Origin of the sequence: Duganella radicis, from assembly GCF_009720825.1 — a bacterium.
Classification (GTDB): domain Bacteria; phylum Pseudomonadota; class Gammaproteobacteria; order Burkholderiales; family Burkholderiaceae_D; genus Rugamonas; species Rugamonas radicis.
On record NZ_WNKY01000039.1, the window covers coordinates 1 to 21,613 of the forward strand.

Below are 21,613 nucleotides of genomic sequence, written 5' to 3' on the forward strand. Positions count from 1 at the left end.
TGTGCTGCTGGAACAGGGCCAGCACCTGCGCCTGGTCGCAGATGTCGCCGCGCACAAAGGTGTGGCGCGCGTCCTGCTTGAGCGAGGCCAGGTTGTTCAGATTGCCGGCATAGGTCAGCTTGTCGTAATTCAGCACAGTTTCCTCGGACTGCGCCAACCAGTCGAGGACAAAGTTGGAGCCGATGAAGCCGGCGCCGCCTGTCACAAAGATCATTTGTTATTCCTGCATTAAAGTTGAATTAGTTGTAAGCCTGTGATTTTACGCTAAAGGAATCTTGCGCTGCACAAAAAAATCTTCAGTGCGAGGGGAGGTGAAATTGCAACAGGACAGACGCGGGGCAGGGACGAAAAAAAACCCCGCAGGGCGAGGTTTTTTACATCTGAGGCTTAAACAATTAAGCCGACTGGATGTTGGAAGCTTGCTTGCCTTTAGGGCCTTGCGTGACTTCGAACTGAACTTTTTGACCTTCTTTGAGGGTCTTAAAACCGTTCATGTTGATTGCGGAGAAGTGAGCGAACAAATCTTCGCCGCCGTCATCTGGAGTGATGAAGCCAAAACCTTTGGAATCATTGAACCACTTAACAGTACCAGTTGCCATAAAAAGAACTTTCAAAATTAAAACAGATCACACGAGCCATAAAAGCAAGAAGCTTCTTGCCCCTCTCCTCACGCCCACTTCTTATCAACATGTACATTTCTGCACGCAGCCGATAACGCATTGTTAGCGGACCAAATTTGAAAGTCAAGCAGATTTGTGGGCATTTTGCTACTTTTGAGACGATTGGCGAAAAAGCAACTCTTGATTTCGGGGAAAGGGGCGCCATCTGCGGCAAGTCCAGAAAGCGCGTAAGATGGAAAACAATTGGATATGTGCAGCGAAATGCACATTGCATCAACCCCGAAAGCATTAGAATATAAGCGTATGGCAACCAAGCATGACACCGAAACCCTCCTGGAGCGGCAAACGCTGAAACCGCCACCTCTGTACCAGGTGGCGTTGCTGAATGACGACTATACGCCCATGGAGTTTGTGGTCGCGATCATCCAGGAGTATTTCAACAAGGATCGCGAAACCGCGACGCAGATCATGCTCAGTGTGCACCGCTATGGCAAAGGCGTGTGCGGCGTGTTCTCGAAAGATATAGCCTGTACCAAAGTGGAGTTTGTTTTAACGCATGCGCGCAAGGCAGGCCACCCCCTGCAATGCGTGATGGAGGAAGTATGATTGCGCAGGAATTGGAAGTAAGTTTGCACATGGCGTTTGTCGAAGCCCGACAGGCGCGCCACGAATTCATCACGGTGGAGCACTTGCTGCTGGCCTTGCTGGACAACCCTTCGGCTGCCGAGGTGTTGCGTGCATGCGCCGTCAACATTGAAGATCTGCGCAAAACCCTGACCAATTTTATTGGTGATAACACCCCGACCGTGCCCGGCACGGGCGAGGTCGATACCCAGCCGACGCTCGGCTTCCAGCGCGTGATCCAGCGCGCCATCATGCACGTCCAGTCGGCTTCCAACGGCAAGAAGGAAGTGACCGGCGCCAATGTGCTGGTGGCCATCTTCGGTGAAAAAGATTCGCACGCGGTGTACTACCTGCACCAGCAGGGCGTGACCCGCCTCGACGTGGTCAATTTCATCTCGCACGGCGTGCGCAAGGATCAGCAGTCCGACGCCGCCAAGGCCTCGGAAGGCGTGGAAGAGGGCGCGCCGGCCGGCGAGGGCCAGAGCAAGGAAAGCCCGCTCGACCAGTTCACCCAGAACTTGAACAAGTCGGCCGCCGACGGCAAGATCGATCCGCTGATAGGCCGCGAAGAGGAAGTGGACCGCGTGATCCAGATCCTGTGCCGCCGCCGCAAGAACAATCCGCTGCTGGTGGGCGAAGCCGGGGTCGGCAAGACCGCCATCGCCGAAGGCCTGGCCTACCGCATCACCCAGGGCGACGTGCCGGAAATCCTGCAAAACGCCGTGGTCTACTCGCTGGACATGGGCGCGCTGCTGGCCGGCACCAAGTACCGCGGCGATTTCGAGCAGCGCCTGAAGGCGGTGCTGAAACAGCTCAAGGACAATCCGCACGGCATCCTGTTCATCGACGAGATCCACACCATCATCGGCGCCGGCTCGGCCTCGGGCGGCACGCTGGACGCGTCCAACCTGCTGAAACCGGCCCTGGCCAACGGCCAGCTGAAATGCGTGGGCGCGACCACCTACACCGAGTTCCGTGGCGTGTTCGAGAAGGATCACGCGCTGAGCCGCCGCTTCCAGAAAGTGGACGTCAATGAACCGACCGTCGAGCAGACCGTGCAGATCCTGCGCGGCCTGAAGTCGCGCTTCGAAGAGCACCACGGCGTGAAATACTCGTCGTCGGCGCTGTCGACCGCGGCCGAACTGGCTGCCCGCTTCATCAACGACCGCCATCTGCCGGACAAGGCCATCGACGTGATCGACGAGGCCGGCGCCGCCCAGCGCATCCTGCCGAAGTCGAAGCAGAAGAAAACCATCGGCAAGACCGAGATCGAGGACATCATCTCCAAGATCGCCCGCATCCCGCCGCAAACCGTCAACCAGGACGACCGCAGCAAGCTGCAAACCATCGACCGCGACCTGCGCAACGTGGTGTTCGGCCAGGACCCGGCGATCGAAGCGCTGGCCTCGGCCATCAAGATGGCGCGTGCCGGCCTGGGCAAGACCGACAAGCCGATCGGCTCCTTCCTGTTCTCCGGTCCTACCGGCGTCGGCAAGACCGAGGTGGCCAAGCAGCTGGCCTTCATCCTCGGCATCGAGCTGGTGCGCTTCGACATGTCGGAGTACATGGAGCGTCACGCCGTGTCGCGCCTGATCGGCGCGCCGCCGGGCTACGTTGGTTTCGACCAGGGCGGCCTGCTGACCGAGGCCATCACCAAGAAGCCGCACACCGTGCTGCTGCTGGATGAAATTGAAAAAGCCCATCCGGACATTTTCAACATCCTGCTGCAAGTGATGGACCACGGCACGCTGACCGACAACAACGGCCGCAAGGCGGACTTCCGCAACGTGATCATCATCATGACCACCAACGCGGGCGCCGAGAGCTTGCAGAAGTCGACTATTGGTTTCACCACCAGCAAGCAGGCTGGCGACGAGATGGGCGACATCAAGCGCATGTTCACGCCGGAGTTCCGCAACCGCCTCGACGCCATCATCAGCTTCCGCGCGCTGGACGAGGAAATCATCCTGCGCGTGGTCGACAAGTTCCTGATGCAGCTGGAAGAACAGCTGCACGAGAAGAAAGTCGAAGCGGTGTTCAGCGAAAAACTGCGTGCCTTCCTGGCGAAGAAAGGCTTCGACCCGCTGATGGGCGCGCGGCCGATGTCGCGCCTGATCCAGGACATGATCCGCAAGGCCCTGGCCGACGAGCTGCTGTTCGGCCGCCTGGTCACCGGCGGCAAGGTCATCGTCGATCTGGACGACAAGGACAACGTCAAGCTGGACTTCCCGGAACCGCCGGATGCGGCGCCGAGCCAGCCACCGGAAACCGTCGAAGTCGACTAAACCGAAAACCCGCCCCCGGCGGGTTTTTTTCTGATCCAGATCAATACCTCCGCACCGAGCCGGCGCAAGATAAACAGCGTTGGACCGTTATCAAAGCGGAGGCGGCGATGATCGATTATGTCGGCCACATGGCCGTGCTGGACGAACTGCATGCGCGACTGCGCCTGGCCAGCTACAGCAATCCGGACGAGCACAAGGCGCAGGCGCGCACGCTCGATGCGCTGGCGCAGGACGGCGACCTGGCCCGGCTCGGCGCGCTCACCGACCACCTGCTGGCGCACGCCGCCGGCGACGGCGCCGAGCTGGACATGCTGCAACAGGCCGCCGACCTGTGGCGCGACGGCCTGGACATCTACGACGACGTCGGCAAGGCCCGCGCGGCGCTGGAGTCCTCCCTGACCGATCCCGCGGCGCCGGACGCGCTCGGCAAATTCCAGCAAGCCAACGCGCTGCTGAGCGGGCTGGAGCAGCGTGCCAACCAGGTCATCACCGCCGCCATGGCCTTGCCGGCGCAAATGTCGCCGCCGCATTACCTGGGCCGCCATCCACGCCAGGCCGACAAGAAAACCCCCGACTGGAACTGGGGCGACCTGTTCCTGGCGCGCCGCACCGACGCTTTTGTCCGCAACATCGCCGCCAAAGCCGGGCATGACGGCGGCGCGCGCGCCTTCGCTTTTGGCGTGCTGGCCGGCTACGGCGGCAACGTGGCCGGCAGCGCCTTCCAGACGCGCACCGTGGGCGGTCCGCGCCGTGCCCATCCCTACCGCTATCGCCTGGCGCGCTACGCCGCCGGCGGCTGGCTGCAAGAGCATCGCGCCGATCTGCCGTCACTGAAAAAGCTGGCCCAGTTGCTGCGCTGGGGCGCGCCCGGCTTGCCGCCGCAACTGCCGGCCCAGATCGAACAACTGCTGCAAGACAGCTTGAGCGGCACCTACGATATGCGTGTCACCGCGCCGCTGCCGGACCTCAACGCCGGCTACCAGCGCATGCTGCGCCATATCGATCTGCTGGCCACGTTCGAGATGCCGCCGCTGCCCGCGCCCATGCTGCTGGCACTGGAAATCCGCAAGGCGGCCAAGCCCGATGCCTTCCCGCCGCTGGACACCGGCGTCAAGCCGGCCAGCAGTGGCGGTGCGCCGCCCGGCGGCGCGCCCTCCAAGTCGGACAGCGAGGAGACCAAGAGCAAAACCTGCTGGGCCGGCTTGCTGGTGGCCCTGATCGCCATCGGCATCGTCCTGCTGTGCATCTTCACGCTGGGCGCGGTATGCGGCGGCGGCTCGCCCAAGAAAGATCCCAGCTTCCCCGAGCCGCAGCCCGGCACCAACGGCCAGGCGCTGAGCGCCTTCGCCGCCACCGACGAAGCGGTGCACATCTGCGACGTGCTGGCGCAGTTGCAGATGTATCTGTGGCAGGGCTTTTCCGACGCGGCGGACTATCTGGCGGTGCTCGGCATCATCTACCCGAACGCGCTGCAACTGCTGCAACCGGTGCACGCGCAGTTCACCGTCATGCCGCCGTCGGCGCCATTCCCGCGCCGCGCCAGCGCCCAGCCGAACGCGGGCTACGAAACCGCGCCGCTTACGCCGGTTGAACATGTGGCGGGTGGGCCGCCGCCGCATCCGCCCCTGTCGACGCCGGACCATTACGTCACTGCGGCGGTACGCCTGGCCAACAACATCTGGGAACAGCTGGCGCGCGGCGACTTCGACAGTCCCAACCTCGACATGGATGCCGACCGCGACGCCGGCCACCATTGCTGGGACATCGCCACCGGCTCGATCAACGACGACCCGGTGCCGGAGGTCGCGCTGGCCTATCCGCAAACCGCCTTGTAAGGAGCCGCCATGGACCACGACGATGTCGACACCTCCCACCCGTGGCTGGTGATCCCGTACTTCAACGGCGACGAAGGCCGTGCCTCGCAGCGGCCGCTGACCAAGATCATGCCGCCGGTGACCAGCTGGCTCTGTCCGTCGATACACGTGCAGGGCGTCGACTACAGCACGCCGCCCGGCACCTACCTGCCGGACGAAGCGCTGCAAATTTCCGTCGATGTCGACAACCGCGGCGTGCCCAACGCGCTGGTGACAGTGCGGGTGTACTGGTCCGATCCGGCCACCGGCTTTGCCAGCCCACAGCTGATCCTGAGCGCCACCCGGCCGGTGCCGGGCCGCGCTGTCACCGGTCCCACGCATTTTCCGCCGATGATCTGGACGCCGGAGCAGGCCAGCATTCCCGCGCACTTCTGTCTGCTGGTGCACGCCAGCAGCACGCCGCCCGAGCCCGATCCCGGCCCATCCGCGCCATCGCCGATGAGCGACCGCCACTGGGCGCAGTACAACTTGCAATCGGCTATGCTCAGCGCGGCGGGCCAGCAGGCGTTTGTGTTCTGGGCCGGCAATCCGGCGTTGGAGCAGGGCGCTTATCTGGTCGAGGCGCGGCCGCTCGGCGAGGAGGCCTTGCGCAAGCTGGCGCGCGTGGTGCGTGCCGATCCGGTGCTGGCGCGGCCGCGGCAATTGACGCTGCACCGCGCCATCGCGCCCGCTGCCAATGGGCGTGAAGCGCGCGAGGCCAGCGTGGTGCTGGAACTGGAGCGCGGCCAGCGGCAGGCGCTGGTGCTGAGCGCGCAAGACTTGCATCTCGCACCGCAGCAATTCACCGCCGTCGAAGTGCTGCAAACGCGCATCGGGCAAGAGCGCGAGGGCGAGCCCACCGGCAGCCTGGGCGTGGTGCTGTACGGCCATGCGGAAACAGCCTGTCGAAAACGCCGGCGGTAGCTTTCTGTAAAGGGCAAGCTGTGCCAGAATTGTCGTTCCATTCGACACTACCGACACGGTCTCATGAAACTGTCCCACCCGCTTGCCCTGATGTTGATGTCCGCTGGCCTGCTGTCCTCCGCCGCCGCCGCCGATGCTTACTACCGATTCCCCGCCATCCGTGGCGACAATGTGGTCTTCACCGCCGAAGGCGATCTATGGCGCACCAGCGCCCACGGTGGCCAGGCGCAGCGCCTGACCACCCATCCCTCCGCTGAAACCAACGCCGCCATCTCGCACGACGGCCAGTGGGTGGCCTTCTCGGCTTCTTACGAAGGCGCGCAGGAAGCCTACGTGATGCCGCTGGCCGGCGGCCTGCCCAGGCGCATCACGTTTGAGAACGGCGCCGTGTCCGTGCTGGGCTGGAGCGCCCAGGGCGAGGTGCTGGTCAGCATGGCCAGCGGCACCGGACCGGGCCGCAGCTTTGTGATCGCCGCCATCAAGCCGAACGATCTGCAACGCCGCATCTTCCCGCTGGCCGACGCCAACGACGCCGCGCTCGACGACAGCGGCAAGACGCTGTACTTCACCCGCAACGGCCTGGCGCTGACCAACGATAACGTCAAGGGTTATCGCGGCGGCGCGCACGCGCAGCTGTGGCGCTACGACGTGAATGGCAATGCCGAAGCGGTGCGACTGCTGGCTTCCGACACCGGCAACAACAAGCGCCCCATGTGGTGGCAAGGCCGTCTCTACTTCATCAGCGACCGCGGCGGCTCGGACAATCTGTGGTCCATGGCCGCCGACGGCAGCGACGCGCGCCAACTGACGCAGCACACGGCATGGGGCGTGCGCAACGCCGCCGTCGGCGACGGCCGCATCGTCTACCAGCTGGGCGCCGATCTGCATGTGCTGGACCTGCAAGCCAACAGGGACGAGCAGCTTGCCGTCAGCCTCGTCTCCGACTTCGACCAGACCCGCACGCGCCAGATCCGCTCGCCGTTGGACAGCCTGACCAATGTGCAAATCGCCGGCAGGTCGGAGCGCATTGTGCTGACCGCGCGCGGCCGCGTGAGCGTGGCCGGCACCGGCGCGCAACGCCGCGTGGAGATCGCGATTCCGGAAGGCGCGCGCGCCCGCCAGGCCGTGTTCAGCCACGACGACAAAGCCATCTACGCCATCGTCGACAGCACCGGCGAAAACGAAATCTGGAAATTCGCCGCCGACGGTTCGGGCAAGGGCGAGCAGTTGACCAGGGACGGCAACAACCACCGCTGGGCCTTGTACCCGTCACCGGACGGCCGCTGGTTGGGCCACACCGATAAGAAGGGCCGCTTCTGGTTGCTGGACCTGGCCACCAAGGCCAACACGGTGATCGACGACGCCGGCAAATCGGGCCTGGGCGATTACGACGAAATCCAGTGGTCGCCCGACAGCAAAAACCTGGCGCTGGTGCGCGCCGCCAGCACCGAGCAGCGCAACCAGATCGGCCTTTACAACATCGACAGCAAACAGCTGGCCTTCGTCACCAGCGACCGTTACACCTCGCGCTCACCGGTGTTTTCACCGGACGGCAAATGGTTGTACTTCCTCTCGGCCCGCAACTTCCAGCTGGCCAACGGCTCGCCGTGGGGCGACCGCAATATGGGACCGGTGTTCGACAAGCGTACCGGCATCTACGCGCTGGCGCTGCAATCGGATAATCGCTTCCCCTTCAAGCCGGACGATGAACTGAGCAAGCCGGGCGACAAGCCGGCCGAAGGCGCGACCGAGCAGGCGGCCGAAAAAGCGGCGGAGAAGGCGGTCGCCAAGACGGCGCCGAAAGACGCGGCCAAGGCCACAGGCAAAGCCCTGCCGGCCGTCGTCTACGCCGGGCTGGCGGATCGTCTGTACGAAGTGCCGCTGGCCGCCGGTAACTACCTTGGTCTGCAAATGGACGACAAGCGCCTGTACTTCCTCGACGCCGACGGCAACGACGGCAAGGCCAATCTGAAAACGCTGGCCATCGCCAGCAACGGACCGCAACCCGAGACCTTTGCCACCGGCGTGCGCGAATACGATCTCTCGGCCGACAAGAAACATGTCTACTACCGCACTTTCGCCACCGGTCCGGGAGACATGCTGGTGGTGGATGCCGGCGCCAAGGCGCCAACGGATGTGAGCAAGGCCAAGGTCAAGGTGGACGACTGGACCTTCACCTCCAATCCACGCCTTGAGTGGAAGCAGATGTTCAACGACGCCTGGCGCATGCACCGCGACTTTCTGTACGACGTGAAGATGCGCGGCGCCGACTGGCCGGCCGTGCGCGCCAAATACGCGCCACTGGTGGACCGCGTCACCGATCGCGCGGAGCTGGACGATGTGCTGGGCATGATGATCAGCGAAGTGGGGGCGCTGCATTCGCAGATCCGTCCCGGCGACATCCGCCGTTCGCCGCCGGAAGGCACGCCGGCCGGCCTGGGCGCGCTGCTGTCGCGCACCGCCGAAGGCTATCGCGTGGACCACATCTACGCCAGCGAGCCGGAATTGCCATCGCAACGCGGCCCGCTGGCACAAGCGGGTGTGGACGTGAAAGAGGGTGACGTCATCACCGCCGTCAACGGCAAGCCGGTGCTGGAAGCGCGCGACATCGCCGACCTGCTGCTGAATCAAGCCGATAAACAAGTGCTGCTGCAAGTGAAGCGCAAGACCGAGACGCGTTCCGTGATCGTGCTGCCGGTGAATATGGCGAAGCAGGCCGCGCTGCGCTACAGCGACTGGGAGCAATCGCGCGCGCGCCAGGTGGAAGCTGCGTCGAAGGGCCGCATCGGCTATCTGCACCTGCGTGCCATGGGTCCGAGCGACATCGCTTCGTTCGCGCGCGACTTCTACGCGAATGTGAACCGCGAGGGGCTGATCATCGATGTCCGCCGCAACAATGGCGGCAATATCGACAGCTGGATCATCGAGAAGCTGCTGCGCAAGGCGTGGGCCTTCTGGGCGCCGCCGGGCGTGCAGCCGTCGGGGAATATGCAGAACACCTTCCGTGGCCATCTGGTGGTGCTGATCGACGAATACACCTACTCGGACGGCGAGACCTTCGCGGCCGGCATCAAGTCGCTGGGCCTGGCGCCACTGGTCGGCAAGCGCACCGCTGGCGCCGGCGTCTGGCTGAGCGATAACAATCGCCTCAGCGACAACGGCATGGCGCGCGTGGCGGAGATGGGACAGTTCAACACGCAGGACGGCCAGTGGCTGATCGAAGGCGTGGGCGTATCGCCGGACGTGGTGGTCGACAACCTGCCGCACGCCACTTATCAGGGACAAGACCATCAGCTCGAAACCGCCCTGCAACTGCTGGAAAAAACCTTAAAGGAAAAACCCATCAAGCCCTATCAACCGCAGGTGATCCCTGCACTGAAATAAGGAGGCTGTATGAAGCACGTGAGCGCGCGCGCCGTAGCTGGCGTTCTGCTGGCGCTGGGTGTTACCGCACCTGTACTGGCGCTGCCCAACACCAGCGATACCCGCATGTTGACCGAACCGGCATTGTCCGCGCAGCACCTGGCGTTTATCTACGCCGGCGATGTGTGGCTGGCCAATGCCGACGGCAGTGCGCCGCGCCGCCTCACCGCCGATCCGGGGGAGAAATCGAATCCGATATTCTCGCCGGACGGGAAACTGATCGCCTACAGCGCGCAGGTCGACGGCAATACCGATGTCTATGTGCTGCCGATCGAAGGCGGCGTGCCCAGGCGCCTGACCTGGCATCCGGGCGCGGACGTGGCGCAGGCCTTTACGCCGGACGGCAAGGCGGTGATGTTCACGTCGCCGCGCGCGGCGTTCAATAACCGCTTCCGCAAGTTGTTCACCGTGCCGGTGGCCGGCGGCGTCGAGACCCAGCTGGAAGTGCCGAACGCTGCCCGCGCCGCATGGTCGCCGGATGGCAAGCAGATCGTCTACAACCCGTTCTCGCCGGCCTTCCTGCAATGGAAGCATTATCGCGGTGGCACGCACTCCATCCTGTGGTTGTTCAATCGCGGCGACCAGTCGGCGGTGACTATTCCGCAGCCTGCCGGCGGTTCCAACGATGTCGATCCGGCCTGGATCGGCGACACCATCTACTTCCGTTCCGACCGCGATGGCGAATTCAATCTGTACGCCTACGACGTCAAAACCAGGGTGGTGCGCGCGCTGACGCGGCATACGGACTTTCCGGTGCTGAACGTCTCGGCGTTCGGCAATCGCATCGTCTACGAGCAGGCAGGCTATCTGCATGCGCTGGATCTGGCCAGTGGTCAGGCGCACAAGCTGACCATCGGTGTGAATGCGGACTTGGGGCTGTCGCGCCCACGCTGGGTCAGCGGCGCCAAGTACATCCGCAATGCCTCGATCTCGCCATCCGGCGCGCGCGTGGCTTATGAATTCCGCGGCGAGATCGTCACCATCCCTGCGGATAAAGGCGATGTGCGCAACCTGACGCAGACGCCGGCGGCGCACGAACGCTCGCCGATATGGTCGCCCGACGGCCGCTCAGTGGCTTACTTCTCCGACGAATCCGGCGAGTACGCGCTGCACGTCCGCGCGCAGGATGGCAAAAGCGAGCCGCGAAAATACAAGTTGAACGGCTCCGGCTTCTATCTGAATCCTGTGTGGTCGCCGGACAGCAAGAAGATCGCCTACATCGATAATTCGTGGACACTGTATGTGATGGATGTCGCCTCGGGCGCGATCAGGAAAATCGCATCGGAACCGCTGTATGGCCCGCAAGTCACGCTGCAACCTGCATGGGCGCCGGACTCGCGCTGGGTTGCCTATACGCTCAATTCGATGACGTACACGCGCAGCGCCTACATCTACTCGCTGGAGCAGAACAAATCGTGGCAGGTGACGGACGGCTTGTCCGACGTGGCCGACCCAGTGTTCGACAAGAGCGGCAAGTACCTGTACTTCTTCGCCTCCACCAACGCCGGACCGACCAACAACTGGTTCTCTCAGCAGAATGAAGACAACCGCGTCACCCGCACCATCTGGATGGCGACCCTGCGGCGCGATCTGCCGTCGCCGCTCATTAAGGAAAGCGACGAGGAGAAGGGTGCGCCGCCAACGCCACCGAATCCGCCGGTGGCCGCCACACCGGCCAAGCCGGAAGCGCCCAAGGTCGATCCCAGGACCGGCCGTGACGACCCCAAAGTCACCGTCGCGCCAGTGGCGCCGATCAGCATCGACCTCGAAGGCATCGACACGCGCATCGTCGACCTGCCTGTACCTGCGGCCGGATTGTCCGACTTGCAGGCGGGCGAGGCCGGCCAGGTCTTCTTCCTGCGCGATACCGACGGCAAGAAAGCCATCCAGCGTTTCGATCTGAAGGACCGCAAGGCCGAAACGCTGCTGGCCGAAGCCGACCAATATGAGGTTTCGGCGGACGGCAAGAAGCTGCTGTACCGCGTGAAGGAAGCGTGGGCCATGGGCAGCGCCACCGCCAAGACGCTGACGCCAGGCGAAGGCAAGATCAAGGTGGAAGCCATCGAAGTGCGCGCCGAGCCGCGCGCGGAATGGACGCAGATCTTTAACGAGGCGTGGCGCATCAATCGCGATTACTTCTATGACCCCGGCATGCACGGCGCCGACTGGAACAAGATGCGCGCCAAGTACGCACAGTTCCTGCCGGAGCTGTCCAGCCGCGCCGATCTGAATCGCGTGATCCAGTGGCTGTGCAGCGAACTCGGTGTCGGCCACCATCGCGGTGCCGGCGGCGACTTCTTCACCGACGCCAAACCGGTGCCAGGTGGCCTGTTGGGCGCGGACTATGAAATCAGCGAGGGCCGCTACCGCTTCAAGAAAATCTACGGTGGCCTGAACTGGAACCCGGCCCTGCGCGCGCCGCTGACGGAACCGGGCCTCAACGTCAAGGCAGGTGAATACCTGCTGGCGGTGGACGGCAAGCAGTTGCGGGCGGAGACTAACCTGTACAGCGCTTTTGAAAACACCGCCAACAAGGCCATCGACATCACCGTCGGCCCGAATGCGGATGGCAGCAAGTCGCGCACCATCACCGTGGTACCGGTGGCGGCTGAAGACGCGCTGCGCAACCGCGACTGGATCGAGGGGAATATCCGCAAGGTGAATGCCGCCACCGGCGGCCGCGTGGCCTACGTCTACGTGCCGAATACCACGACGCTGGGCCATACCTACTTCAAGCGCTACTTCTTCCCGCAGGCCGACAAGGACGCCGTCATCATCGACGAGCGTTTCAACGGCGGCGGCAGCGTGGCCGATTATTATCTGGAGATTTTGCAGAAGAAGGAAATCGCCTGGTGGACCATGCGTTATGGCGCCGACATGAAAACGCCGTCCGCTTCGATCCAGGGTCCGCGCACCATGCTGATCGACGAAACCGCGGGCTCCGGCGGCGATCTGCTGCCGTGGATGTTCCGTCAAAACCAAATGGGCCCGCTGATCGGCAAGCGTACCTGGGGCGGGCTGGTTGGCATTCTGGGCTTCCCGGTACTGCTGGACGGCGGCACCATCACCGCGCCCAACCTGGCCTTCTGGACCCGCGACAAAGGCTGGGGCGTGGAGAACGAGGGCGTGGCGCCGGATATCGAAGTGGATCAGAATCCGGCGGATGTCATCGCCGGCCGCGATCCGCAGCTGGAGAAAGCGATTGAAGTCATCAAGGCCGAACTGGCGAAGAACCCGCCGGTGCGTCCTGCACATCCGGCCTTCCCGAACAAGGTCAAATGACTGAATGTCCGGAATTGAACACTGGCCGCGTTCAGTTCCGGACAAAGCAGGCCTGAAACCGCGTGGCATGGATGTTGCAGATTGGTGCGATAACTTCATCACAGGATTTTGAGACATGGATTTACGCATCGCCTGGCGCACGCTCATACAGCAACCTGCCTACACCCTGACGGCCATCCTTAGCCTGAGCATAGGTTTGGCGGCGAGTCTGCTGCTGCTGGGCTTCGTGCGCTACTCGCTGGAGTACGACAGCCACGTGCCGGAGGTGGGGCAGGTCTACGTGGTCAAGCACCATTTCAATGTGGAGCCGTCGTCGCCGCTGTTCGACATCGCACCGATGTTCCTGCGCGAGGTGGCGCTGAAGACGCCTGGCGTGATGGACGTCACCAGCTACATTCCCGCACGCCCTGAAGTCACGCCGCTGACGGTGCGCGCTGGCCGCAACCTGATGACGGTGCGCAGCCTGATCACGCTGCCGGGCTTCCCATCGCTGCTGGGCATGCGCGCCTTGCAAGGCGATGTGGCCTCGGCGCTGGAAAGGCCGGACCGTTTCGTGGTGACCGAGGCCGGCGCGTTGCGCCTGTTCGGCACGCGCGACGCGCTGGGCCGGACCATGGTGGCGGACGGGCACACGCTGCAAGTAGGCGCCGTGGTGCCATCGCCGCCGGCCAACACCACCATTCCGTTCGAGGTGCTGTTTGGCGTGAACAGCGCGGTGGTGGAGCCGGCCATCCGTCACGAGATGCTGACCGGCGAACATGGCTGGATGACCAAGATGTTGCTGCGCTTGCAGCCGGGCGCATCGCTGCCGGCCATCGTCGCGCAGTTGCAGCAGGCCGTTGACCAAGCGCCCAGCCTGAACCAGTTTCCGCCCGAAGTGCGCGAGCGCCTCGGCCAGCGCAAGGCCATCGAGCTGGCCATCTCGCCGCTGCGCGAGGCCTACTTCGACGACAAGATCGCCAACAGCTTTATCGCACTGCCGGGTGACCGCGCCAGTCCGCGCATCGTCACCGGGCTGGCGGTGCTGGCCGCGCTGATCCTGCTGCTGGCGGCGATCAACTACGTCAACCTGACCACCGTGCGCGTGCTGCGCCGCCAGCGCGAGATGGCGATGCGTAAAGTGCTGGGTGCCGGCGTGCCGCAAATCGTACTGCAATTCCTGCTGGAGTCCATGTTGCTGGCGCTGGCCGCCACCGCGCTTGGCCTGCTGCTGGCGTGGCTGGCGCTGCCGGTCTTCTCGCAGCTGGTGAATCGCCAGCTGGACGGCTTGTTCTCCGCGCAGAACATCGCGGCGGCGTTTGGCATTGGCGCGCTGCTGGGTGCCGCCACGGCGGCTTATCCGGCATGGATCGCGCTGCGCGTGCATCCAACGCAGGTGCTGGCTGGCCGGCCCGATGCCGAGTCGCGCGGCAGCATGCAATGGCGGCGCGCGCTGACCGTGATCCAGATCGGCACGGCGATGGGGCTGGCCAGTGTGACCATCGCCATCGCCTGGCAAACCGATTATGCAATGCGCGCCACGCCAGGTTTCGATCCGTCGCCGATCGTGGTGGTCGACATGCCGGGCCATATCCGTGATGCCGACAAAGCCAGGCGCCTGATCTCATCCCTGAAAGCGCAGCCGGGCGTGGCCGGTGTCGCTGTCTCGCAAGACCCGGTCGGGCGTCTCGACTGGATGTGGACGCGCATGCTCAAGCGTCCCGGCGGCGAAACCGCGTCGATGGAAATGAAAACCGTCAGCGCCAACTTCTTCGAACTGTATGGCATCGCGCCGGAGGCGGGACGCCTGTTCCAGTCGGCGATAGATAAAGACAACGACGCCACCGCGATGGTGCTGAATGCCGTCGCTGCACGTGCCCTGGGCTTCGCCAGCGCCGAGCAGGCGGTGGGGCAGACGGTAACTTTCACCGGATTCGACAACGCCATGATCAGCGCGCGCATCGTCGGCATCGCGCCGGAACTGCGCTTCCACTCCCTGCGCGAGACGCCGCCCGCCACCGCCTATGCATTGGGCGACCACGGCATGGTACTGAGCGTGCGTGCCGCCGGCGCGCCGGCGGAGGTGGAACGTGCGGCAAACGCGCTGTGGCCTCAATACTTTCCCGACGCGCTGCCCAAGATTTATCGCGCATCGGACGTACTGAAAGCGCACTACGCGGACGACGCCCGCATGGCGCGACTGCTGGCGCTGGCGACCGGCATCGCCCTGGCAATCGCCGCCTTCGGCACCTATGCCTTATCGGCCAATACCGTGCAACGCCGCGCCAGGGAAATCGTCCTGCGCAAACTGCACGGCGCGCGCCGCGCCGACATTGGCTTGTTGGTGATCCGCGAAATCGGCGCCATGACCCTGATCGCCGCAGCCATCAGCCTGCCGGTCGGACTGGTAGTGATCGAACGCCACCTGAGCGGCTACACAGAACACGCCCCCATCGGCTACTGGACCCTGGCCTTCGCACTGTTGCTCACATTGGCGACAGCCCTCATCGCCACCACCCGCCACACCTGGACCGCCATGCGCCTGCCTCCGGCGGAAGCGTTGAGAACTTAGTCTTCTACTTCCCACCCTGGAAAAACGAGGACAGCGGGATGAACACGTAGTACGCGGGCCAATAGTTTAGCCCTCTCAATATCAAGCGGGAGAGCGTCGTTCTCTATGGCTTGAAGTGTGGGCACGGGAATGTGGGTGATTTTGGCCAGCCGTCCGAGACTAATGTTTTGTAGTTTGCGTATGGCGTTAACAGACTCCCCAACGGAGATGTCAGTCCGTTTTTTTGCAGGCTGATAATCTTGGATATCAATGCTTTTTGTAGACATGAGCGTTCACCTCCACAACTTCAATCAACAATATATCGTCTAAGGCCTGATAAATCACGCGCCACTTTGGTCCTAAGCGAGAGGAACGGTAACCGTGCCAATTACCTTTCAGCGCCTCGTCATGATAGCCGTTTATTTTTTGCAGTCCGGGCGAGCCGGAGTGGCGCGCTATGTCCTTCCACGTCTCGTAACGACGGATAACGTCTTGAGGCGCGGAATCTCTTAACTGCTTCTCTGCTTTCCGGCTTTCGATAATTTGCCACATGCGCCATAGTGGTCATAGTCACTATAGCAGGTCAAACGGAGAGTGAAAGCGGGCTGAGGTGGCTCAACGTTGTCGCGTTATAGACTCGTCAGGACTTTGAACTGTGGGGCGCGGCGGCGGGAGACTTCGATGGCGAGCTGGTTGTGCAAGACGAGATCGAGACCGCCGGCATCGTTGGGTGCGGCCTGTTCGACGTGGTCGAGGTTTACGATGTGGCGGCGGCTGGCGCGGAAGAAGCGCTGCGGGTCCAGTTTTTCCTCCAGCTGGTTCAGGGAGCGCAGCATCAGTGGCTGTTGCTGGCCGAAGTAAACGCGCGTGTAGTTGCCCTCCGATTCGAACAGGCGGATGTCCTCCAGCGCCACGAACCAGCATCGCTCGCCGTCCTTGATGAACAGCTTCTTGCCTGCGCTTGAGGCGGTGGCGCGGTGGTGGCGCGCGGCGCAGCGTTGCAGGGCGGAGGCCATGCGCGCGGCCTGTATCGGTTTTTGCAGGTAGTCCAGCGCGTTCACTTCGAACGCTTGCAGCGCGTATTGATCGAAAGCGGTGGTGAAGATGACTTTCGGCGCATCCTCCAGCGCGGCCAGCATGTCGAAGCCGGAGCCGCCGGGCATCTGCACGTCGAGGAAAATCAGGTCGGGCTTGAGGGCGGCGATCTGTTGCACGCCATCGGCGGCGTTGACCGCTTCTCCCACAATCTGCACATCAGGATGCGCCGCCAGCAGGCGTCGCAGTTCAGCGCGCGCAAGGCGCTCGTCGTCGATCAGCAATGCGCGCATTACGCGGCCTCCGGCAAGGTGAGTGTGGCGCGTACCCAGCCACTGTTTTCAGATAAGTCCAGCTGCGCGTTCGCACCCAGCGCCAACGCCAGCCGCTTGCGCGTGTTCACCAGTCCAACCTTGGTGGAATTCGCAAACGGCACAATCGCACCCGGATTGGCGATTTCGATATGCACCGCGCCGTCATCCATGCGTTGCGCGCGGATGCGGATTTCGCTGCCGGTGGCGCTGGTCTCGACGCCGTACTTGACCGCGTTTTCCACCAGCGTTTGCAGCGACATCGGCGGAATGCGCACCTGCTCCAGACCCACACCGATTTCGACGCTGACCCGCATGCGTTCTTCAAAGCGGATCTTCTCGATGGCGAGATAGGCCTGCACTACCTCGATCTCCGCCGACAGCGGCACCGTGTCATGATGGCCCGATTGCAGCGCGTAGCGCATCACGCTCGCCAGTTGGTCGATCATCAGCGCGGCGGCATCCGGCTCTTCGTAGATCAGTGCACGCACGCTGTTCATGCTGTTGAAGAAGAAGTGTGGATTGACCTGCGCCTGCAAGGCGCGCAACTCCGCGTCCTTGGCGGCGACTTCCAGCCGCAGCGACTCGGCCTCCGCGCGATTGGCGCGGCGCAGCGACAGCACCGCCATGTAGAAGATATTCCACACCAGGTAAATCGCCCACCACGACAGCAGCGCCGAAGGCAGCCAGCTGTAGCCCTTCATCATGTGCGATGGGGTGAACATCAGGAAGCCAAGGTACTGCACGAAGGTATGGATCACACCTAAAGCCAGCACGCCGCATAGGACCAACTTCCAGCTGATACGCTGTCCGTTGAGCGTGCGGCGCTTGAGCAACTGGCGCCACACGCCGGAGATCACGATGCCGCTGCCGGCTCCCCACCACATCACCCAGATCAGGCCCGACGAGCGCATCGCGCCCATGGCGATGGCGAACAGGGGGAGGAAACCCCAGCCGGTCAACTGGAAGATCCAGTACCAGTTCAGGCGCGCGATGAAAGGGCGGTCGTGGTTCATGGCTTAGTTCAGGAAGTTATCAATGCGATCATACATCCAAGCCGGATCGTCGTACATGATGAAGTGACGCGCATTGTCGGCCATCTCCACTTTTGCGCCCTTGAGCTGCGCATATTGGCCGGTGTAGACGGAGGTGATGGCGGCTTTGGGCGCGAAGTCCTTGTAGGCGATCCAGGTGCCCAGCACCAGCGTTGGCGCCTTGATGCGGCTGATCTCCTGGCGCAGATCGGTGGCCGTCATGTCGGCCATCACGTCGATGACGGTGCGGCGGTCCGACAGGCCGCCACGGGCCAGCGCCTTGTCGATGTCTTCCTGGCGCGTGATCATGGTGCGCATCATCTTCATCTGCGCGGCTTTGAAGGTGGCGGCGTCCTGTGCCTGCATGTTGGCGCGCATGCTGGCGGCCATCTCCTTCAACTGGGCAGGCGTCACGCTTGGCACCTGCGCCGCGCCGAGCGCCGGCAGCGTGTCGACGATCACCAATTGACCCACTTGTTCGGGATGGTCGGCCGCCAGCTTCATGCCGAGGAAGCCGCCGAGGCTATGGCCGATGATCACAGGCTTGGTGAATCGATTGGCGCTGATGTAGTCGCTCAACTGCTGCTCGACGGCCGGCAGCAAAGGCTCCTCAATCGCGGGCTGGCCGGCGAAACCCGCCAGCGTCAGTACGTGGCACTGGTATTTGCCGCTGCCGCAGTAGTGCTTGACGGTGCCATCCCAGACGTCGCCGGACGAGCCAAGGCCCGGAATCAGGATGAGGGGGGCGCCCGTGCCGGTGACGTCGACCTTGAAGGCAGGATGTTCGGCAGCGGCGGCGTGGCCCAGCATGAAAGTGGCGGCAAATGCGGCGATGGCTTTGATCAGCATGGTGTTCTCCGTTGGTGAGTAAGTGAGACCATGCTATCGTCGCGTCGCGCCAGCGGCGACGGCTTTGGGATGAACGGTTTTTCCGCCGTGATGAGTGGTAGTCAGCCCTCGGCTTTCAGCTTGCGCCAGAGGGTGGTGCGGCTGATGCCGAGGTAGTCGGCGGCGGCGTCGCGGCGGCCACCGAAGCGGGCCAGCACGTCGGAGATGCGCTCGGCTGGCGCGCCGGAGGCAGGCCACGGCGCGGGTGTTTGCGCGGCGACCGCCCACGCGCCCGGCGGTGTGCTGTCGTAGCTCGAGCCGGGCCATGTGGCGGGCGCCGAGCCGGTGTGCGCTGGCGGGGCAGGGCGGGCGACCAGTTCGGGGGCGACGCTGAGGACGAAGGCGGGCGTCAGCGCTTGCAGCGGCTCGGCGGCGAGGAACAGCGCCAGGCGCTCCGTCAGGTTGCGTAGTTCGCGCACGTTGCCGGGCCAGTCGTAGCGTTGCAGCAGCGGCGCGCAGGCCGTCATCTCGGCGTGCAGGTTGGGATGCGGCCGCGCCCCCAATGATGCCAGCGCATTTTTCAGCGACCATTCGGCCAGCGGCAGCACATCTTCAACGCGCGCGCGCAACGGCGGCAGGGAGAGGCGCAGTACGGCCAGCCGGTAGAACAGATCGGCGCGGAAGCGGCCCTCGCGCACGCGCTGCTCCAGATCGCAATGCGTGGCGCTGATGATGCGCACATTGACCGGTATCGGCCGCGTGCCGCCCACCCTGACCACCTCACGCTCCTCCAGCACCCGCAGCAGGCGCGTTTGCAGCGTGAGCGGCATCTCGCCGATCTCGTCGAGGAACAGCGTGCCGTGATTGGCCGCTTCAAACAGCCCCGCGTGGCCGCCGCGCCGCGCACCTGTGAAGGCGCCTTCCTCATGACCGAACAGTTCCGATTCCAGCAGCGACTCCGCAATCGCGCCGCAGTTAACCGCCACGAACGGCCGGTTCTGGCCCAAGGTGCGCGGCGCCTCGCGGTGAATCGCCTGCGCGACCAGCTCCTTGCCGCAGCCGGTCTCACCCTGTATCAGCACAGTCGCTGGCGATTTCGCATACAGCACCACCGATTGCCGCACCGTCTCCATCGCCGCCGAATCGCCGCGCAGGTCATTGATGCCATGCTTGGCGCGCAGCGTGTCCGTCACCACCGCGCCGCGCGCGCGGCCGCGATTCGATTCCAGCTGCGTCAGGCGCGCCATCTCCAGCGCATCGTCAAACGCATGGCGGATCGAGGCGGCCGAGTACACGAACACGCCGGTCAGTCCCGCCTCCTCCGCCAGGTCGGTGATCAGGCCCGCGCCCACAATCGCCTTGATGCCGGCCGCTTTCAGATCGTTGATCTGCGCGCGCGCGTCTTCCTCGGTCACGTAAGTGCGTTGCGCCACGTCGAAGCCGAAGGTGCTGGAGAATTCGGCCAGCTCCGCCAGCCGATCCTGATAGGTGACGATGCCGATGCGGTCCGACACGCGCCGCGCCCGCGCCAGGGCCTGCATCACATCCAGCCCGCTGAATTTGGCGATCACCACCGGTACCGACAGGCGGCCTTTCAGATACGCGGCGTTGGAGCCGGCCGAAATCACCGCGTCGCAACGCTCGGTGGCGAGGCGCTCGCGGATATGCCTGGCCGCTTCGTCGAAACCGAGATTGATCGGCTCAATCGTGGCCAGGCTGTCGTATTCCAGCGTGATGTCGCGGAACAGATCGGACAGGCGCGACACGGAAACCGTCCAGATAACCGGCTTGTCGTTGGCGTCGAAAGGCAGGGGCGTGGAATGTCGCATGTTTCAATTATAGTTCAATTTCGTTTCAGTGTTTCAAAATGAAACACGGTGTGCGATGTAAGTGATTGATTTGTATAGCTTGACGTTCTGGCACAGGCCTTGCATTGGAGAGCCCAACTTCAACGCAACATCGAAAGGTCAGAACATGAGTCACTACTCCGCAGGCGCCGCGTTCCGCAAAGCCGTCCAGGAAGAATCCCCGCTGCAAGTCGTCGGCGCCATCAACGCCAACCACGCCTTGCTGGCCAAGCGCGCCGGCTTCAAGGCGATCTACCTGTCGGGCGGCGGCGTGGCGGCGGGTTCGCTTGGCCTGCCAGACCTCGGCATCTCCAATCTGGACGATGTGCTGACCGACGTGCGCCGTATCACCGACGTGTGCGGCCTGCCGCTGCTGGTCGACTCGGACACCGGCTTCGGCGCCTCCGCCTTCAATGTCGCCCGCACCGTCAAATCGCTGATCAAGTTCGGCGCCGCCGCCACCCACATCGAAGACCAGGTGGGCGCCAAGCGCTGCGGCCATCGTCCGGGCAAGGAAATCGTCAGCAAGGATGAGATGGTGGACCGTATCAAGGCCGCCGTCGACGCGCGCACCGACGACCAATTCGTTATCATGGCCCGCACCGACGCGCTGGCGGTGGAGGGCCTCGACGCGGCCATCGAACGCGCTGTCGCCTGTGTGGAAGCGGGGGCCGACATGATCTTCCCGGAAGCGATGATCACGCTCGATATGTACAAACAGTTTGCCGCCGCCGTCAAAGTGCCGGTGCTGGCCAATATCACCGAATTCGGTTCGACCCCGCTGTTCACCGTGGACGAATTGCGCAGCGCCGACGTTGGGCTGGTGCTGTATCCGTTGTCCGCCTTCCGCGCCATGAACAAGGCGGCGGAAAACGTCTACGGCGCCATTCGCCGCGATGGCACGCAGAAGAACGTGGTCGACACCATGCAGACCCGCGCCGAACTGTATGAGCGCATCAACTATCACGATTTCGAACAGAAGCTGGACGCACTGTTCGCCGCACAAAAGAAATAATA

At 63.6% G+C, this 21,613-nt stretch carries 16 protein-coding genes; 8 read left to right on the forward strand and 8 right to left on the reverse strand.

Going from position 1 to position 21,613, the window contains the following annotated elements:
* Window positions 1-214: GDP-mannose 4,6-dehydratase (locus GM676_RS24260; protein WP_155466746.1), on the reverse strand; the 214-nt coding region annotated here is incomplete at its 3' end.
* A gap of 181 nt (window positions 215-395) precedes the next feature.
* A complete protein-coding gene (gene cspE, locus GM676_RS24265) occupies window positions 396-599 on the reverse strand; it encodes a transcription antiterminator/RNA stability regulator CspE (protein WP_008446468.1) in 204 nt (67 codons plus the stop codon).
* Between the two features lie 324 nt (window positions 600-923).
* Between cspE and clpS the strand changes: the two genes are divergently transcribed.
* From clpS to GM676_RS24300, 7 genes are all read left to right on the forward strand, one after another.
* A complete protein-coding gene (clpS, locus tag GM676_RS24270; RefSeq protein WP_008446470.1) occupies window positions 924-1,226 on the forward strand; it encodes an ATP-dependent Clp protease adapter ClpS in 303 nt (100 codons plus the stop codon).
* Window positions 1,223-3,529 (forward strand): ATP-dependent Clp protease ATP-binding subunit ClpA, encoded by a 2,307-nt coding sequence (gene clpA / locus GM676_RS24275; protein ID WP_155466747.1) that lies wholly within the window; start codon window positions 1,223-1,225, stop codon window positions 3,527-3,529. Before clpS ends, clpA begins: the two co-directional genes overlap by 4 nt.
* A gap of 107 nt (window positions 3,530-3,636) precedes the next feature.
* Window positions 3,637-5,364, forward strand: a complete 1,728-nt coding sequence (locus GM676_RS24280) for a hypothetical protein (protein WP_155466748.1) — start codon at window positions 3,637-3,639, stop codon at window positions 5,362-5,364.
* Window positions 5,365-5,373: 9 nt separating this feature from the next.
* Complete coding sequence (locus tag GM676_RS24285; RefSeq protein ID WP_155466749.1) at window positions 5,374-6,306, forward strand: hypothetical protein; 933 nt, start codon at window positions 5,374-5,376, stop codon at window positions 6,304-6,306.
* 63 nt (window positions 6,307-6,369) lie between these two features.
* On the forward strand, window positions 6,370-9,690 hold the full coding sequence (locus tag GM676_RS24290) for a S41 family peptidase (RefSeq protein ID WP_170304355.1): 3,321 nt from the start codon (window positions 6,370-6,372) through the stop codon (window positions 9,688-9,690).
* A gap of 9 nt (window positions 9,691-9,699) precedes the next feature.
* Complete coding sequence (locus GM676_RS24295) at window positions 9,700-13,011, forward strand: S41 family peptidase (RefSeq protein ID WP_155466750.1); 3,312 nt, start codon at window positions 9,700-9,702, stop codon at window positions 13,009-13,011.
* Window positions 13,012-13,126: 115 nt separating this feature from the next.
* Window positions 13,127-15,562, forward strand: coding sequence for an FtsX-like permease family protein (locus GM676_RS24300; RefSeq protein ID WP_155466751.1), 2,436 nt, complete (start codon window positions 13,127-13,129; stop codon window positions 15,560-15,562).
* On the opposite strand, the gene GM676_RS32995 is transcribed toward GM676_RS24300, so the two are convergent.
* The 6 genes from GM676_RS32995 to prpR form a co-directional block, all read right to left on the reverse strand.
* Window positions 15,559-15,828 carry a helix-turn-helix domain-containing protein gene (locus GM676_RS32995; protein ID WP_155466752.1) on the reverse strand — a complete coding sequence of 90 codons (270 nt, stop codon included), beginning with the start codon at window positions 15,826-15,828 and terminating at the stop codon, window positions 15,559-15,561. The genes GM676_RS24300 and GM676_RS32995 overlap by 4 nt on opposite strands.
* A complete protein-coding gene (locus GM676_RS24310) occupies window positions 15,809-16,093 on the reverse strand; it encodes a type II toxin-antitoxin system mRNA interferase toxin, RelE/StbE family (RefSeq protein ID WP_155466753.1) in 285 nt (94 codons plus the stop codon). The genes GM676_RS32995 and GM676_RS24310 overlap by 20 nt, the downstream gene beginning before the upstream one ends.
* A 77-nt stretch (window positions 16,094-16,170) precedes the next feature.
* On the reverse strand, window positions 16,171-16,869 hold the full coding sequence (locus GM676_RS24315; RefSeq protein WP_155466754.1) for a LytR/AlgR family response regulator transcription factor: 699 nt from the start codon (window positions 16,867-16,869) through the stop codon (window positions 16,171-16,173).
* Window positions 16,869-17,903, reverse strand: a complete 1,035-nt coding sequence (locus GM676_RS24320) for a sensor histidine kinase (RefSeq protein ID WP_155466755.1) — start codon at window positions 17,901-17,903, stop codon at window positions 16,869-16,871. Before GM676_RS24320 ends, GM676_RS24315 begins: the two co-directional genes overlap by 1 nt.
* Before the next feature lie 3 nt (window positions 17,904-17,906).
* Window positions 17,907-18,770, reverse strand: coding sequence for an alpha/beta fold hydrolase (locus GM676_RS24325; protein WP_155466756.1), 864 nt, complete (start codon window positions 18,768-18,770; stop codon window positions 17,907-17,909).
* A gap of 101 nt (window positions 18,771-18,871) precedes the next feature.
* A complete protein-coding gene (gene prpR / locus GM676_RS24330; protein ID WP_155466757.1) occupies window positions 18,872-20,578 on the reverse strand; it encodes a propionate catabolism operon regulatory protein PrpR in 1,707 nt (568 codons plus the stop codon).
* A gap of 145 nt (window positions 20,579-20,723) precedes the next feature.
* On the opposite strand from prpR, the gene prpB reads away from it, so the two are divergent.
* Window positions 20,724-21,611 carry a methylisocitrate lyase gene (gene prpB, locus GM676_RS24335; RefSeq protein ID WP_155466758.1) on the forward strand — a complete coding sequence of 296 codons (888 nt, stop codon included), beginning with the start codon at window positions 20,724-20,726 and terminating at the stop codon, window positions 21,609-21,611.
* Window positions 21,612-21,613: the final 2 nt, after the last annotated feature.